Source organism: Sphingomonas sp., assembly GCF_039594485.1.
GTDB lineage: Bacteria > Pseudomonadota > Alphaproteobacteria > Sphingomonadales > Sphingomonadaceae > Sphingomonas.
Genome location: NZ_JBCNNI010000017.1, coordinates 44,852 through 59,766, shown reverse-complemented (window position 1 = coordinate 59,766; position 14,915 = coordinate 44,852). Strand labels below are relative to the sequence as shown.

The following is a 14,915-nucleotide window of genomic DNA, read 5'->3' as shown; positions in this document are numbered from 1 at the left end:
AGGGGAGGTGGCGCGCATAGCGTGTCGGAGGGGTGTCGCGCTATCGAGAGGGGGACACCCCTCCGACAGGCCTTCGACCTGGGACCTCCCCTTAAAGGGGAGGATCATGTCGGACGACGTCAAAGCCCCTCCCCCGCCAGATCGCCGCCCCGCCGGAGCAGATAGACGTCCATGATCCACCCATGCGCGCGCCGCAGCTCGGCCCGGCGTGCGACGATCCGCTCGGCGGCATCGGCCAGCCGCCCGGCCTCGATCGCCTCCTGCGCCATGCCCAGATACGCCCCCCACCAGATCGCCGCATCCGGCTGGTCAAGCGTCGTGAAAGCGCACCCGCCGTCCAGCATCACCGCGACGCTGTCCGCTCCGTCCGGCCAGCCGCCCTCGCGCAGACGCCGCCCGGTCGTCACCATAACCGGCGCGCCGACCGCGTTGAACGGAATGGCGTGCGCGGCACACAGGGCCTGGAGGCTGGTGATGCCCGGCACCACCGTCACCCGCTCCACCGCGATCAGCCGCCGGGCGATACGGATCGTGCTGTCGTAGAGCGACGGATCGCCCCAGACGAGCAACGCCACCCGCCCGCCATCCGGCAAGGCCCGCGCGATCTCCGCCGCCCAGCACCCGGCGATCGCATCGTGCCAGCGCTCGACATTATCGAGATAGTCCCCCTCTGCGGCACGGACCGGCAGGTCGAACTCGACGAGCCGCGTCGCCGCCCCCGCCAGCACCTGGGCGCAGATGTCGCGGCGAAGATCGATCAGTTCGGCCTTGTCCGCCTTGCGCGGGAGCAGGATCAGGTCGGCGGCGCGCATCGCGGCTTCGGCGGCGCGCGTCAGATGGTCGGGATTGCCCGTACCGATGCCGATCAGGTCGAGATGGATCACAAATCCTCCATCAACGGGCCGTAGAGGATCAGCGCCGCCCTGCCCGACACGCTGTCCGCCAGTTGCGTCGCCAGACCCGCGATGGTCGAGCGGGTCAGTCGCTGATCGGAACATCCGACATGCTCGGCCATCAGCGCCGGGGTTGCCGGCGACAGGCCATGGGCGACCAGCGCCTCGGCCAGCGCGGGGAAGGTGCGCTTGGGCATGAACACCACCGTCGTCGCCCCCGCATCAGCCAGCGCGGCCATGTTGCGGTCGGCGGGCAGCGCGCCGGTCACGTCATGGCCGGTCACGAACTGCACCCGCCGCGCCTCGTTACGCCGGGTCAGCGGCAGGCCCGCCACCGCCGCCGCCGCGCTCGCCGCGCTGACGCCGGGAACGATCTCGAAGGGGATGGCCGCCGCCTTCAGCGCGACGATCTCTTCCTCCAGCCGCCCGAAAATGCCGGGATCGCCCGACTTCAGCCGCACGACCCGTTTGCCCGCCGCCGCATGGTCGACCAGCAGCCGGTCGATCTCCGCCTGCTTGGGCGAGGCGCGTCCCGCCCGCTTACCGACCGCGATCATCTCGGCATCGGCACGGGCATGGCTCAGCATCGGCCCGGTGGCGAGGTCGTCGAACAGCACGACATCGGCCTGCGCCAGGCAGCGTACCGCCTTCAGCGTCAACAGTTCGGGATCGCCCGGCCCCGCGCCGACCAGATGGACGAAGCCGCTCACCACCAGCGCGCCACGAGATGGAAGAAGGTGCCGGTCACCTGCCCCCGCCGCGATCCGGTTTCGGGCACGGCATCGCCCTGCGCATCGACGACATGCGCGAGCGGCGCGTCGGGCTGTTCGAGCACCGTCGAGTAATGGAACTCGTGACCGCCCAAGACCGCCCCCTCGGGCATCCCCGCCACCTCGCCCAGCAGGGTCGCGCGGCGATAGCCGAGATGCATCTTGCGCTTGGCATAGCTGGTCACGAGGCCGAGCAAGCCCGCCATGCGATGGCTGACACCCTGCGCATCGATCAATGCCTCGCCCAGCGCCATGTACCCGCCGCACTCGCCATGAATCGGTCTGGTCCGGGCATGATCGGCCAGGCCGTTACGGAATCGCTCCGCCGCCGCCAGCCGCCCGGCATGAAGTTCGGGATAGCCGCCGGGCAGCCAGACCAGATCGGCCGACGCGTCCGGTGCCTCGTCGGCCAGCGGCGAGAAGGGCAATATCTCCGCACCTCCGGCGCGCCAGCCCGCCAGCATATGCGGATAGACGAAGGAAAAGGCCGCATCCTGCGCCAGCGCGATCCGCTGCGCCGGGGGTGGCGGCAGGATCGCGTCGATGACGGGGGCGGGCTGGGCATAAGCCGCCGCGCGCACCGCCTCCAGATCGACATGCGCCGCCAGGAACGCGGCATAATCGCCGATCAGCCGGTCGAGTTCGGGATGCTCCACTGCCTGCACCAGCCCTAGATGCCGCTCCGGCAGCACCAGATCGCCGCGCCGGGGGAGCGCGCCGAAGACCGGCAGGCCGATCTCCTCGAAACCCAGCTTCGCCAGCCGCTCGTGACGCGGGCTCGCCACGCGGTTGAGGATCACGCCCGCGACGCGCAGGTCTGGATCATAGCGCGCGAAACCCAAGGCCGTCGCCGCCGCCGACTGCGCCTGTCCCGACACGTCGATGACCAGCACCACCGGCCAGCCCATACGCCGGGCCGTCTCCGCACTGCTGCCCATGCCCGTCGCGCCGGGCTTTGCCACGCCGTCGAACAGCCCCATCGAGCCCTCCGCCAGCACCAGTTCGGCATCGCCCCCCCGCTGGCCCAGCGTGTCGAGCAAAGCGGCGGGCATCGCCCAGCCGTCGAGGTTGAACGACGCGCGCCCGCAGGCCGCACGGTGAAAGGCGGGGTCGATATAGTCGGGTCCGCTCTTGAACGGCTGCACGCTCACGCCCGCGTCGCGGAACGCGCGCAGCAGGCCCAGCATCACCGTCGTCTTGCCGGTGCCCGAGGCGGGCGCCGCGATCATCAGCCCCGGAGTCGATGGCCGCGTCATTCGACGCTGTTCCCGGGGCGATAGCGGCGATCATAACCTTCCGCGTACAAGCGGCTCTCGGCGAAATCGCTCTGGTCGAGCACGCGGCCGACCAGGATCAGCGCGGTCCGCTCCGGTCCGTCGGCGGCGGCCTCTTCGATGGTGGAGAGCGTCGCGCGAACGATCCGCTGTTCGGGCCAGCTCGCGCGCCAGACGATCGCCACCGGGCAATCCGGCCCATAATGCGGGGTCAGATCGGCCACCACCTTTGCGAGATTGTGGATCGACAGATGGATGGCGAGCGTCGCCCCCGTCGCGGCGAAGGCGGAGAGCGACTCGCCTTGGGGCATGGCGCTGGCCCGGCCGGGCGTGCGGGTCAGGACCACCGACTGGGCGATGCCGGGCAGGGTCAGCTCGCTCTCCAGCACCGCCGCCGCCGCCGCGAAAGCGGGCACGCCCGGCGTCACCGAGACGGGAATGCCCAGCGCGCGCAATCGCCGCACCTGCTCGCCCATCGCCGACCAGACCGACAGGTCGCCCGAATGGAGCCGCGCGACATCCTGGCCCTTGGCATGGGCGTCCGCGATCTCGGCGACGATCTCGTCCAGCGTCATCGGCGCGGTGTTCACGATCCTGGCCCCCGCCGGGCAATGGTCCAGCACCGCCTCTGGCACGAGCGATCCGGCGTAGAGACAGACGGGGCAGGCCGCGATCAGGTCACGCCCGCGCAGGGTCAGCAGATCGGGCGCGCCGGGTCCGGCACCGATGAAATGAACGGTCATCTTACAATCCCTGGGCAATGGCGCAGGTCGCCATGCGGTCGGAGGAAATTACACGGGGCGTCATGATCCGCGCGCCCGGTCCGGCGGCGGCGAGCGCCACGGCTTCGGCAACGCTGCCGACGCCGCGGGCGGCATGGCTGACGGCGGAGCGGGTCGGGGTGTCGATACCTCGAAGCCTATCGGCCGCGACGGGCAGAACGGCCAGTCCCTCGGCTTCGGCAAAGGCGGCGATCAGGGCCAGGCGGTCGGCGGGCACGGCCAGGCGGTCGGGGCGAACCCCCACCGCCGCGAGGGCGCTACGGAACGACTCGGGGCTGGCCCCCGCACGGCATCCGAAACCGGCGATCACCATGCCACCCGCCATTGCACGATGGGATAGCTCGCCTTCCATCCCCGCTTGGTGCCGATCGGCCGCGCACGCGCGAGTTCGATGCGCAGCAATTCGCCCCCGTGGCGCGCCTGACACTCCGCCAGCAGGGCTTCGGTCTCCAGCGTCACGGCATGGGCGACCAGACGGCAGCGCGGCAGCGTCCGCAACGCCTCGACCAGCGGCCGGGACAAGCCCCCGCCGACAAACACCGCATCGGGGTGCGGTCGGTCGGGAAGCTGGGCGACCGCATCCCCCTCCACCAGCTCCAGTCGCGTGATGCCCAGCCGCGCCGCATTGTCGGCGGCACGAGCCAGACGGGCCGGATCACGCTCGAACCCCACGGCCCGGGTCGTCGGGTCGCTCAGCAGCCATTCGAGCGCGACCGAACCCGATCCGGCACCGATATCCCACAGCATCTCGCCCGGGCGCGGGGCCAGCGCGGAGAGTGCGAGCGCCCGGACGGGGCGCTTGGTGATCTGTCCATCATGAGCGAACCAGTCGTCGTCCAGGCCACTCGCGCGCGGCAACACGCGGGCCCCTCCGGCGGGCTCGATCGCCACCGCCACGGGATGCGCGATATCGGTCCAGTCGAGCGTGTTCGCCGTGCAGGCCCGCACCCGCTCGCGCGGGCCGCCCAGCGCCTCCAGCACAGTGAGCGCACTCTCGCCGAAACCCTGCTCGGCCAGCCATGCCGCAAGGCCCGTCACCGACGCCCCGTCGCGCATCAGCGCCAGCAACCGCTGCCCCGGCGCCAGATGCGGGCGCAGCGTCTCGACCGGCCGAGCGTGCAGTCCAAGGCTGTGGATCGTCTCGACCGGCCAGCCGAGCCGCGCCGCCGCCAGCGAGAGGGTCGAGGCCGCCGGATACGCCACCCACTCCCCCGGCTCCAGGTGACGGGTCACGACCGACCCGGCCCCGAACCAGAAGGGATCGCCCGAGGCGAGCATCACCACCCGCTCCCCCCGCCGTTCGATCAGCAGGGGAATGCCCCCGGCAAAGGGCACCGGCCAGACGATCCGCGCCGCGCGGCCCGACTGGGGCAGCAGCGACAGGTGACGCGGCGCGCCCATCACGCTATCGGCGGTCTCGATCGCGGCGCGCGCGGGGGCGGTCAGGCCATCCCAGCCATCCTCGCCGATCCCGACGATCGTCAGCCACGCCTGGGAGTCAGCCATGCGCCATATCCTTCTGCTCGGCGGCACGACCGAGGCGAGCATGCTGGCCACCGCGCTGGCCGAGCGTGGCGAGCGTGCGGTGCTGAGCTATGCCGGGCGTACCGAGGCACCGCGCGCGCAGGCGATTCCGACGCGGATCGGTGGTTTTGGCGGCGTCCAGGGCCTTGCCGACCATCTTCGCCGGGGGGGCGTGACCCATCTGGTCGATGCGACCCATCCCTTCGCCGCGCGGATCAGCGCCAACGCCATCGCGGCGGCGGACCTGGCGGGCGTGAAGCTGCTCGCGCTGACCCGACCGGCCTGGGAGGCGTGCCCCGGCGATCACTGGATCCGCGTTGCCGATACGAAAGGGGCGGTGGCCGCACTGGGCATGGATCCGATCCGCGTCTTCCTCGCGCTCGGTCGCCAGACCATCGGGGACTTTGCCGAGGCTCCGCAACATTTCTATCTGCTGCGCTTCGTCGATGCCGCCATGCCGCCCGCTTTGCCCCGCCATCATCTGGTGGTGGATCGCGGCCCCTTCTCGCTGGCAGGCGAACTGGCGTTGCTGCGCGAACACCGGATCGAGGTCATCGTCGCCAAGAATGCGGGCGGCGCGGGCGCGCGGGCGAAACTGGATGCGGCGCGTGAACTCGGGCTGCCGGTCGTGATGATCGACCGGCCCTTCATTCCCGATCGCCCGCAGGTGGGCCGTGTCGCGCAGGTGCTGGACTGGCTGGATCACGGCGTCGTCCGGGGGGTGTAGAGGATCGGCCGCCCCGCATGGGGGACGATCCGCGTGCGGCTGGACCCGATGATGACGACGGTACGCATATCGGCCATCTCGCCCTTCGCTTGCGGAAGCGGAACGATGCGCAAGACCTCTTCCCCCGTCGAGACGGCGCGAGCGAACAGCACCGGGCGATCGTCGCCACACACCTCGCACAACAGCGCAAAGGCCGCATCCAGCGCATCGGGTCGCGCCTTTGACCGGGGGTTATAGAGCGCGATCGCGAAATCCGCTTCGGCCGCCAGCCTTAAGCGCCGTTCGATCACCGCCTGGGGCTTGAGGTTGTCCGACAGGTTGATCGCACAGAAATCATGGCCGAGCGGCGCACCCGCCCGCGCGCTGGCCGCCAGCATCGCGGTGATGCCGGGCAGGACCCGGATGTCGAGATCGTGCCAGCGGGCCGGGTCTTCCTCCACCCGCTCGAAGATCGCCGCCGCCATCGCGAACACCCCCGGATCGCCCGACGAGACGACAATGACACGCTGTCCCGCCTCCGCCATCTCCAGCGCGTGGAGCGCCCGGTCGCGCTCGACCCGGTTGTCGCTGGCGTGACGGGTCAGGCCGGGGCGTTCGGGCACGCGGGCGACATAGGGGATATAGCCGACCACATCGGTCGCCTCCACCAACGCGGCCGACACCTCGGGCGTGACCATCGCCTCCGCCCCCGGCCCCAGCCCCGCGACGATCAGCCAGCCGCTCATGGCCGCCGCCCCTGCCCATGGATCAGCGCGATCGAGAAATAGGGGGCGGACGCATCCTCCACCTCCACCAGCGGGCGGACCCGCTCGCCCGCCTGCGCGGCATGTTCGATCAGCCAGGCCTGCCCCTCACGCCCCGCCGCCGCGATGGCGCGGCGCAGCTTGGGCAGGTGGCGGCCGATCTTCATCACGACCAGCGCATCGGTTTCGGCGATGCGGCGGGTCAATTCCTCCTCGGGCAGGGTCGCCATCGCGACGGTCAGCACATCGTCGCCCCAGGTGATCGGCGCGCCGCTGGCGGTCCAGGCCCCCGACATGCCGGTGATGCCCGGCACCACCGCGACGGGAGCGTGGGGCCGCAATCGGCTGTGCAGGTGCATGAACGAGCCATAGAAGAACGGATCGCCCTCGCACAGCACCACCACGTCCTCGCCGCTGCGCACCAGCGACAGGATATGCGCGGTGCATGTCGCATAAAAGGCCGAGAGGCATTCGTTATAGCGCGGGTCGGTGAAGGCGATTTCGGTCGTGACCGGATAGTCCATCGGATATTCGACGACATCGTCGCGCAGCATGCCGTCGACAATGGTGCGGGCATGGCCCCGCCGCCCGCTTTTGCGGAAATAGGCGACATGGCGTGCCCCCCGCACCAGCCGGTCCGCCCGGACGCTCATCAAGTCCGCCGCACCCGGGCCCAGGCCCACGCCGTGGATCGTTCCCATCGTCATTCGGCGCGGCTCGCCAGCGCGTTGATCGCCGCGACCGTGATCGCGCTGCCGCCCGGCCGCCCCTTCACGATGGCGCAAGGGACGGGCTGCGCCTCCCAAAGCGCGTCCTTCGACTCCATCGCGCCGACGAACCCGACGGGACAGCCGATGATCGCCGCCGGGCGCGGGCAGTCGGGGTCTTCCAGCATGGTCAGCAGATGAAACAGCGCAGTCGGCGCATTGCCGATCGCGACCAGCGCGCCCGCCAGATGCGGCCGCCACAGCTCCAGCGCGGCGGCGGAGCGGGTCGTGCCCATCTCCTTGGCAAGTGCAGGCACCGAAGGATCGCGCAAGGTGCAGATGACCCGATTGTCGGCGGGCAGGCGCGCGCGCGTGACGCCTTCGCTGACCATATGCGCGTCGCACAGGATCGCCGCGCCCGCCGCCAGCGCCTGCCGCCCCGCCGTCGCGAAACCGCTTGAGAAATGGATCGACGGGGCCAGTTCGACCAGTCCGGCGGCATGGATCATGCGGACCGCGACCGGCTCCTCCTCCGCATCGAAGCGGGCGAGATCCGCCTCGGCGCGGATGATGGCGAAGGACTGGCGATAGATCGCCGCGCCATCGGTTTCGTAACTATACGGCATCAACAGGCTCCGAGAAGCGCGACCGCCCGCTCGGGCGTCAATCCGGTGTGAAGCGGTGCCGCCCCGGCGCGCGCGTTGCGGGCCAGATCGAAAGCCCCCTCGCGCCCGGTCAGCACCCAGTCCGCCGCCCGTGCCCGCGCGCAGCCCTTCGCGCAACCCGAGACGTGCAGGCTTCCTTGCATCACGGTGGCGAGACGGGCCGCCAGATCACGGGTTTCGACGCTCGCCTGCGGACAGGCAGGCGCGCCGACACAGGCATCGACGTGCAGGATCGGGGCATCCTCCTGCATCATACCCGGGGCAGGCTCCGGTGCAACGCCCTCCGCGATCAGCAGCCGCCAGGGCGTCAGCCGCACCGCGCAGCCCCGCGCGCCGACGTACCCCGCCAGCGCCGCCGCCTCGATCCGGCCAAAGGGCAGGCCATGGACCGTCCCCATCGGATGCGAGCCGGGGCGCAATGGCGCGGCAGCGCGCGCCGGAACCATCGCCCCCGTCGCCCAATCGGGCAGCGGCACGGCATGGCGCGCCATTCGTCCCGCGGCCGGACCCCCGCTCTCCACGAACCAATGGGCCAGGCGGATCATCGCATCGACCGCATCCTCTCGCGAGACGGCCATCCCGCTTTGCCGACCCTCGGCCCGCAGCAGCAGGCCGCCATCCGCCGCACGCTCCACCCGGAAATCGGCGGACGCCTGGGCGAGCATCGGGACGCCTCCCGCATCGATCGCGAATCCGACCTTGCCGGGCAGGTCCGGCAATTCCGCCAGCCGTTCGCGCAACGCCAGGGCGATGGCATGCGAATCATCGCCCGCGCGCCAATCAGGATTGATCAGGATCGCGCCCCGTCCCTCACGCACCGGATCAGGATCGACCAACCCCAGGGCCTGAAGTTCCTCGACCATCAAGGGCCAGCCCTGCTCGGTCGCCCCCCGCAGTTGCAGGTTGGCTCGGACGGTCAGGTCGATCTGGCCATTGCCATGCCGGATCGCGGCTTCGCACAGCCCCGCGACCTGCTCCGCCGTCAGCCGACCCAGCGGTGGCCGCACCCGGACCAGCAGGCCGTCCCCCGCCATCATCGGTCGCCAAGCATCGGGGCACCAGCCCTTGACGACGAACCCGCTCATGCGCCGCCGTCCAGCATGGCGAGGATCGAATTGCGCCGCGTCCGCCACAGCCCGGCGGCATGCAGCGCGGCAAAGCGCGCCTCCATCTCCGCCAACGCCTTGGGGTTGGACTGCGCCATGAAGTCGCGGACCGCGTCCCGCGCCAGCGTCGCGTCCCAATACAGGTCGATCAGCGATGCCGGCACCACATCGGCCAGATGCGCGAAGCTGCCCAGTTGGTCGAGCGTCGCGGCAATCTCCGCCGCGCCCCGGAAACCATGCGCCATCATCCCTTCGACCCAGCGTGGGTTGGCCGCGCGGGCATGGACGGTGCGGGCGATCTCCTCCGCTAGCGTCCGTGCCCTGGGGCTGGCAGGATCGCGCGTATCGAGATGATAGAGCGACGCCGCCCCCTCGCCGACGGCCGCGCGGGCCGCCGCGAACCCCGCCTGATGCGCGGCATAGTCGGGGCTGAGCAGCAGGTCGCTTTCGGGCAGGTCATGGACATGGACGAAGGCCTGCGCCCCCGCCACCCGTGCGGCGATTCCGTCGGCATCGCGCCGATCACCGTCATCGAGCGCCGTGGCCGACGCGGCCAGCCAGCTCCGCCCGGCATCGATCCGCGCCGCTTCGTCATAGCCCGCATCGGGGTCCAGTCCGATGCCGTAGCGCCCCGGCGCAGGGCCATAGACGCGCGGTGTCGCCTGTCCGACAAAGGGGTTCCACGCCGGGTCTTCGTCGCGCATGCCCAAGGCCTGCACCGCCTGCCCGAACAGCGCGACCAGATGCGGGAAAGCGTCGCGGAACAGCCCCGACACGCGCAAGGTCACATCGACGCGCGGCCGGTCGAAGCGCATCAGCGGCATCACCTCGAACCCCGTCACCCGCTCGGAGCGATGGTCCCAGACCGGCTCGACCCCGATCAGGTGCAGCGCCATGGCGAACTCCTCGCCCGCCGTGCGCATCGTCGCCGATCCCCACAGGTCGACGATCAGGGTGCGGAGGTGATCGCCCTCCTCCTGCATGTGCCGCCGGATCAGTTCCTCGGCGAGCTTCACGCCCTGCGTCTGCGCGGCACGGCTCGGTACGGCACGCGGATCGATGGCGTAGAGGTTGCGCCCGGTCGGCAGCACATCGGCGCGCCCGCGATAGGGCGAACCCGATGGCCCCGCCGCCACGCGCCTGCCGTCCAACCCGGCGAGCAGCCCGGCGCGCTCGGCCGCCCCCTGGTCTCCGCGACCAAAGACATGGAGCCCCTCGCCGAACTGGCTGTCCTTCACGTCGCAGACAAAGGCGTCGATGCGGGCAAGCGGATCCTCTGCGCCCGCCAGCCCCAGCGTCTCGCCCAGACCGACGCTCTCCGCCTCCTCGGCGATGCTCGCGCGGAGCCGGTCGCGGCGCGCGGGGTCGAGGCCGTCGGCATTGGCATATTCGTCGAGCAACGCCTCCAGCCGCCCCAGCCCCGCACCCGTCTCCGCCTGCACCAGCGCCGGGGGGGCATGACCGATCGTCACCGCGCCCAGGCGCCTCTTGGCCTGCGCCGCCTCGCCCGGATCGTTGACGATGAAGGGATAGAGGACCGGCCAGTCGCGCGTCAGCGCCTCGGGCCAGCAGGCGTCCGACAGCGCGACCGCCTTGCCGGGCAACCACTCCAGCGTGCCATGCGCGCCGACATGGACCAGCGCGTCGATCCCCCGCGCCCGCAGCCAAAGATAAAAGGCGACATAGGAATGACGCGGGCAGCGCGACAGGTCGTGATACTCCTCCGCCCGTGCGCTCGGTCGGCCGCGTTCGGGCTGAAGCGCGACGATCGCCTTGCCACAGGCCAGGGCGGGGAATTGGAACGCGCCATTCTCGACCAGCGGGTCGTCTTCGGCCCCGCCCCAGCTTTCGAGCAGGTCGCCCCGCAACGCTTCGGGAAGAGCGGCCAGCGCTTCGTGATAGGCGGACAAGGGCCATGCGATCCGGCTTTCCGCCAGGACGGCGGGGAGATCGGCCCGCGGCGCCACCGCATATCCGGCATCGCGCAGATCGGACAGGATCGCCTCCGCCGACGCAAAGCCGTCCAGCCCGACCGCATGGGCCGCCTGCCAGTCCTTACCCGGATAGGTCGACAGCAGGATCGCCAGCCGCCGCTCCGCCGCCGGAGTCGTGGCGAGCGCCGTCCAGCCCGCCACCCGGTCGGCGACCGCGGCGATGCGGCGCGGCTCGGCGCGGTGGAGGCGCAGGGCGATGTCGAAATCGGGGTCGCGTGTCCCCGGCTGCTTGAAGCTGACCACGCCCGCGAACAGCCGCCCGTCAATCTCGGGCAGGACGACATGCATGGCGAGATCGGCGGGCGACAGGCCACGCGCCGCCCCCTCCCAAGCCTCGCGATCGCTGGTGGCGAGCGCGACCTGGAATACCGGCACGCCCGCGCCATCCAATGGCGTCGTGTCGTCCTCGCCCCGAGCCGAGAAGGCGGTCGCGTTGACGATCGCGGACGGAGCCAGCGCCGCCACCCAGCGCGCGACCCAGGGCCCCGCCCCCTCCGCCTTGAGCGAAGGGACGAACAGCGCGACGGGATCGAAACCACGCGCGACCAGGGCAGCATGGAGCGCGGCGATCGGCTCCAGATCGGCGGCGACCAGATAGGCGCGGTAGAAGACGATCAGCGCGCGGGGGCGGCCGATGGTCAGCAACGACGCGGCCGGACAGGCCACGCCCCCCGGCGACCAGCCGCCGACCGGCGCCACCGCAAAGCCGCCCCCCCGAACCATCGGGGTCGCGGACAATTCGGCCAGCGCCAGCGCGGCGGCCTGCGCCCCGCCTGCATCGCACAGCGCGGTCAGACGTCGCACCATCGCGTCGTCGACCGTCGAGGCCGCGGCCAGCCGTCGATCCTCACGCCCGTCCGCCGCCAGCACGGCGAGCGCGATCCCCCGCTCGCGCGCCAGCCGCTCGACCTCGCGAAGGCCATAGTCCCAATAGGCCGCGCCGCCGATCAACCGGATCAGGATCGCCTTCGCATGCGCCAGCGTCTGCTCGACATAGGTGTCGACCGACAGCGGATGGACCAGCGCCGCCAGATTGGCGAGCCGCAAGGACCAGCCGAAGCCGCCTGCGCGCCACCCCGCCGCAAAGGCGCTCAGGTCGCTGTCGGAAAAGGACAGCACCACCACGTCACCGGGGCGTTGCCCCAGATCCTGTGGAACCGCCTGTTCCTCCAGCCCATGGCTCTCGCGAAAGACGAGATGCACGGTGTCAGCCCTTCAGCACGGCCTCGATCGCGGGGCGGTCGATCCGGTCATGCTCGGCGATGACCACCAGTTGCGTGCCGCGCGGTTCGCCCGCGCCCCAGGGACGGTCGTAATTGGTGCGCACCCGGCGGCCAACCGCCTGGACCAGCAGCCGCATCGGCTTGCCCGCGACCGCCGCATAGCCCTTCACGCGCAGGATATCCTGCTGCTCGGCGAGCGTCACGATGCGCGCCGCGATCGCCTCGGGGCTCTCCACCTCGCCCAGCATCACCGAGATGCTGTCGAAATCATCATGCTCGTGATCGTCCGCGCCGTCATGATGCGAGGGGCGCGCGGCGATATCGTCCTCGGCGGCGGCTTCGAGCCCCAGCACGATCTCGGCGGAGACGATGCCGTCCACCGCCTCGACCATGGGCAGTGGGCGCGGGGCCTCGGCGGTGATGATCGCGCGGGCTCTGGCGACGCCCTCCGGTCCGGCCAGATCGGCCTTGGTCAGCAGGACGATATCGGCGCAAGCGAGCTGGTCCTCGAACACCTCGGACAGCGGGGTTTCATGGTCGAGGCTGGGGTCGGCGGCACGCTGCGCCTCGACCGCGTCGAGATCGGGGGCGAAGCGCCCCGCCGCCACGGCTTCGGCATCGGCGAGTGCGACCACGCCGTCGACCGTGATGCGCGAACGGATGGCGGGCCAGTCGAACGCCTTGAGCAGCGGCTTGGGCAGCGCGAGGCCCGACGTCTCGATCAGGATGTGGTCGGGACGCGGCTCCATCGCCAGCAACCGCTCGACGGTGGGGATGAAGTCGTCGGCGACGGTGCAGCAGATGCAGCCATTGGCCAGCTCGACGATATTCTCCGCCGGGCAATCGGGGATGGCGCAGGACTGGAGGATGTCGCCGTCGACGCCCAACGTGCCGAACTCGTTGACGACGACTGCAAGGCGGCGGCCGCCCGCGTTGCGGATCAGATGGCTGATGAGCGTGGTCTTTCCGGCGCCCAGAAAGCCGGTGACGATGGTGACGGGGACCTTGCTGAGGTCACGCATTGCTATTCTCCGACGCGCCGGACGAGCGAGGACGGCGCGGGGCCCATCGCCGGAGCGGAGACGGACGGGCGCAGTCGATTGCGTCCGCCCCGCTGACCGGCGACCGATGCGGCCCCGGCCGCATGGCTTCGTCGCTCCCCGACGGAGAACCGTGCCCCGACCATCCCCTGGGCCCAGGCAAGAGCGACCATGACGCCGGCAGGTCTCCTGGCTCGCGGGTCGAAGCGAAGGGATGCGCCTTCCCGGACAGGATCCAGTGGCCGTGCTTCAAGGGAGCACCAGCATCGCTCGCTCACCGCTTACAGTTGCAGGGACAGCCGGGGATTTGCACCCCATTCCCGTTTCAAAGCCCAAAAAGGGCACCGGCGCGATCTTCGAGACTTTTCGGTCCCGACAGGCGGCATTTATCCCGCCCCGCCGGGCTTTGCAATTCGCGCCTCCATCGCCGCGAACCCGCGCCAGCGATAGAGGAGGAAGCTCGCACCCCAGCAGAGCACGAACAGCCCGACGATCGCGAAGCCCAGTATGTTGAAATGCTCGGACAGCGCCCCCGCATAACGGAACGGCCCCGCCGTCCAGCCGAACCGCTCGGCGAGCAAGGCGGTCGCCTGGATCCCCCCGATCACCAGCGCGACCAGCGCGGAGACCAGGGTGATCGTCATATTGTAGTAGAGTTTGCGCAAGGGGTGGACGAACGCCCATTCATAGGCGCCCAGCATCACCAGCCCGTCGGCCGTGTCGATCAGCGCCATGCCGACCGCGAACAGCAAGGGGAAGACCAGGATCGTCATCAGCGACACGCCATCGGCGGCATGCGATCCCGACAGGCCCAGGATCGCCACCTCGGTCGCGGTGTCGAAGCCCAGCCCGAACAGGAAGCCCAGCGGCGCCATGTGCCAGCTTCGCCGGATCAGCCGGAAGAGCGGGCGGAACAGTCGCGACAGCGGCCCCTGGCCCGAGAACATCAAGGCGGCATCGTCCTCCGCCATCGATTCGCCCCGCGCGACGCGGCGGAAGCGGGTCCAGACATCGCGCAGGATGATCAGGTTCATGATCGCGATGGCGAACAGGAAACCCGCCGAGACGATCGTGGCGATCGTTCCGCCGCTCTGCCCGAACGCCTCGAAATCGGCGAGCGTGCTGGCGGCGAGCGCGACCGTGGTCGCCGCGATCAGCACGATCCCCGAATGGCCGATCGCGAACCACAGTCCGACCGCGATCGGGCGCTGGCCGTCCTGCATCAGCTTGCGGGTGACATTGTCGATCGCCGCGATGTGATCGGCATCGACGGCATGGCGCAGGCCGAGGCTGTAGGCGAGCAGGGCGGTGCCGAGCATCAGGCTGTTGCCCGCAAACAGGGTCAAGGCCCAGCCCCAGACGGCGATGTTGACGACGATCAACGCGCCCATCAGCAGCACGACACGATGTTTGAGAGAAGATCGGACAGAAAATTCGGACATGGGCGGATCAGCCTCCCATAGCGCC

General features: G+C 70.5%; 14 protein-coding genes and 1 riboswitch. Of the genes, 1 reads left to right on the top strand and 13 read right to left on the bottom strand.

Features of this window, described 5'->3' with window-relative positions:
* Nucleotides 1-119: 119 nt before the first annotated feature.
* The 6 genes from cobF to cbiE are packed head-to-tail and all read right to left on the bottom strand — an operon-like array spanning nt 120 to nt 5,225.
* Nucleotides 120-884 (bottom strand): precorrin-6A synthase (deacetylating), encoded by a 765-nt coding sequence (gene cobF / locus ABDV78_RS10430; protein WP_343527349.1) that lies wholly within the window; start codon nt 882-884, stop codon nt 120-122.
* Nucleotides 881-1,603 carry a uroporphyrinogen-III C-methyltransferase gene (gene cobA / locus ABDV78_RS10425; RefSeq protein WP_343527347.1) on the bottom strand — a complete coding sequence of 241 codons (723 nt, stop codon included), beginning with the start codon at nt 1,601-1,603 and terminating at the stop codon, nt 881-883. The genes cobF and cobA overlap by 4 nt, the downstream gene beginning before the upstream one ends.
* Nucleotides 1,600-2,919, bottom strand: a complete 1,320-nt coding sequence (locus ABDV78_RS10420) for a cobyrinate a,c-diamide synthase (RefSeq protein ID WP_343527345.1) — start codon at nt 2,917-2,919, stop codon at nt 1,600-1,602. Before ABDV78_RS10420 ends, cobA begins: the two co-directional genes overlap by 4 nt.
* Nucleotides 2,916-3,680 (bottom strand): precorrin-4 C(11)-methyltransferase, encoded by a 765-nt coding sequence (gene cobM, locus ABDV78_RS10415; RefSeq protein WP_343527344.1) that lies wholly within the window; start codon nt 3,678-3,680, stop codon nt 2,916-2,918. Before cobM ends, ABDV78_RS10420 begins: the two co-directional genes overlap by 4 nt.
* 1 nt (nt 3,681) lies before the next feature.
* On the bottom strand, nt 3,682-4,032 hold the full coding sequence (locus ABDV78_RS10410) for a cobalamin biosynthesis protein (protein WP_343527343.1): 351 nt from the start codon (nt 4,030-4,032) through the stop codon (nt 3,682-3,684).
* Complete coding sequence (cbiE, locus tag ABDV78_RS10405) at nt 4,026-5,225, bottom strand: precorrin-6y C5,15-methyltransferase (decarboxylating) subunit CbiE (protein ID WP_343527342.1); 1,200 nt, start codon at nt 5,223-5,225, stop codon at nt 4,026-4,028. Before cbiE ends, ABDV78_RS10410 begins: the two co-directional genes overlap by 7 nt.
* Here cbiE and ABDV78_RS10400 point away from each other — a divergent pair.
* Complete coding sequence (locus ABDV78_RS10400; RefSeq protein ID WP_343527341.1) at nt 5,224-5,970, top strand: cobalt-precorrin-6A reductase; 747 nt, start codon at nt 5,224-5,226, stop codon at nt 5,968-5,970. The two genes, cbiE and ABDV78_RS10400, sit on opposite strands and share 2 nt — an antisense overlap.
* Here the strand turns inward: ABDV78_RS10400 and cobJ are convergent.
* The 7 genes from cobJ to ABDV78_RS10365 all read right to left on the bottom strand — a co-directional run bounded on the left by cobJ (nt 5,946) and on the right by ABDV78_RS10365 (nt 14,890).
* A complete protein-coding gene (gene cobJ, locus ABDV78_RS10395; protein ID WP_343527340.1) occupies nt 5,946-6,695 on the bottom strand; it encodes a precorrin-3B C(17)-methyltransferase in 750 nt (249 codons plus the stop codon). The two genes, ABDV78_RS10400 and cobJ, sit on opposite strands and share 25 nt — an antisense overlap.
* Nucleotides 6,692-7,420 (bottom strand): precorrin-2 C(20)-methyltransferase, encoded by a 729-nt coding sequence (cobI, locus tag ABDV78_RS10390; protein ID WP_343527339.1) that lies wholly within the window; start codon nt 7,418-7,420, stop codon nt 6,692-6,694. Before cobI ends, cobJ begins: the two co-directional genes overlap by 4 nt.
* The gene (locus ABDV78_RS10385) at nt 7,417-8,046 is read right to left on the bottom strand and encodes a precorrin-8X methylmutase (protein ID WP_343527337.1); all 630 of its coding nucleotides are present in this window, start codon (nt 8,044-8,046) and stop codon (nt 7,417-7,419) included. Before ABDV78_RS10385 ends, cobI begins: the two co-directional genes overlap by 4 nt.
* Nucleotides 8,046-9,170, bottom strand: a complete 1,125-nt coding sequence (locus ABDV78_RS10380; RefSeq protein ID WP_343527336.1) for a cobalamin biosynthesis protein CobG — start codon at nt 9,168-9,170, stop codon at nt 8,046-8,048. Before ABDV78_RS10380 ends, ABDV78_RS10385 begins: the two co-directional genes overlap by 1 nt.
* On the bottom strand, nt 9,167-12,388 hold the full coding sequence (gene cobN, locus ABDV78_RS10375) for a cobaltochelatase subunit CobN (protein WP_343527335.1): 3,222 nt from the start codon (nt 12,386-12,388) through the stop codon (nt 9,167-9,169). The genes ABDV78_RS10380 and cobN overlap by 4 nt, the downstream gene beginning before the upstream one ends.
* Nucleotides 12,389-12,392: 4 nt before the next feature.
* On the bottom strand, nt 12,393-13,430 hold the full coding sequence (gene cobW, locus ABDV78_RS10370) for a cobalamin biosynthesis protein CobW (RefSeq protein WP_343527334.1): 1,038 nt from the start codon (nt 13,428-13,430) through the stop codon (nt 12,393-12,395).
* Between the two features lie 179 nt (nt 13,431-13,609).
* Nucleotides 13,610-13,812, bottom strand: a riboswitch (cobalamin riboswitch).
* A gap of 22 nt (nt 13,813-13,834) precedes the next feature.
* Entirely contained in the window at nt 13,835-14,890 is a 1,056-nt protein-coding gene (locus ABDV78_RS10365) for a HoxN/HupN/NixA family nickel/cobalt transporter (RefSeq protein WP_343527333.1), read from the bottom strand.
* Nucleotides 14,891-14,915: the final 25 nt, after the last annotated feature.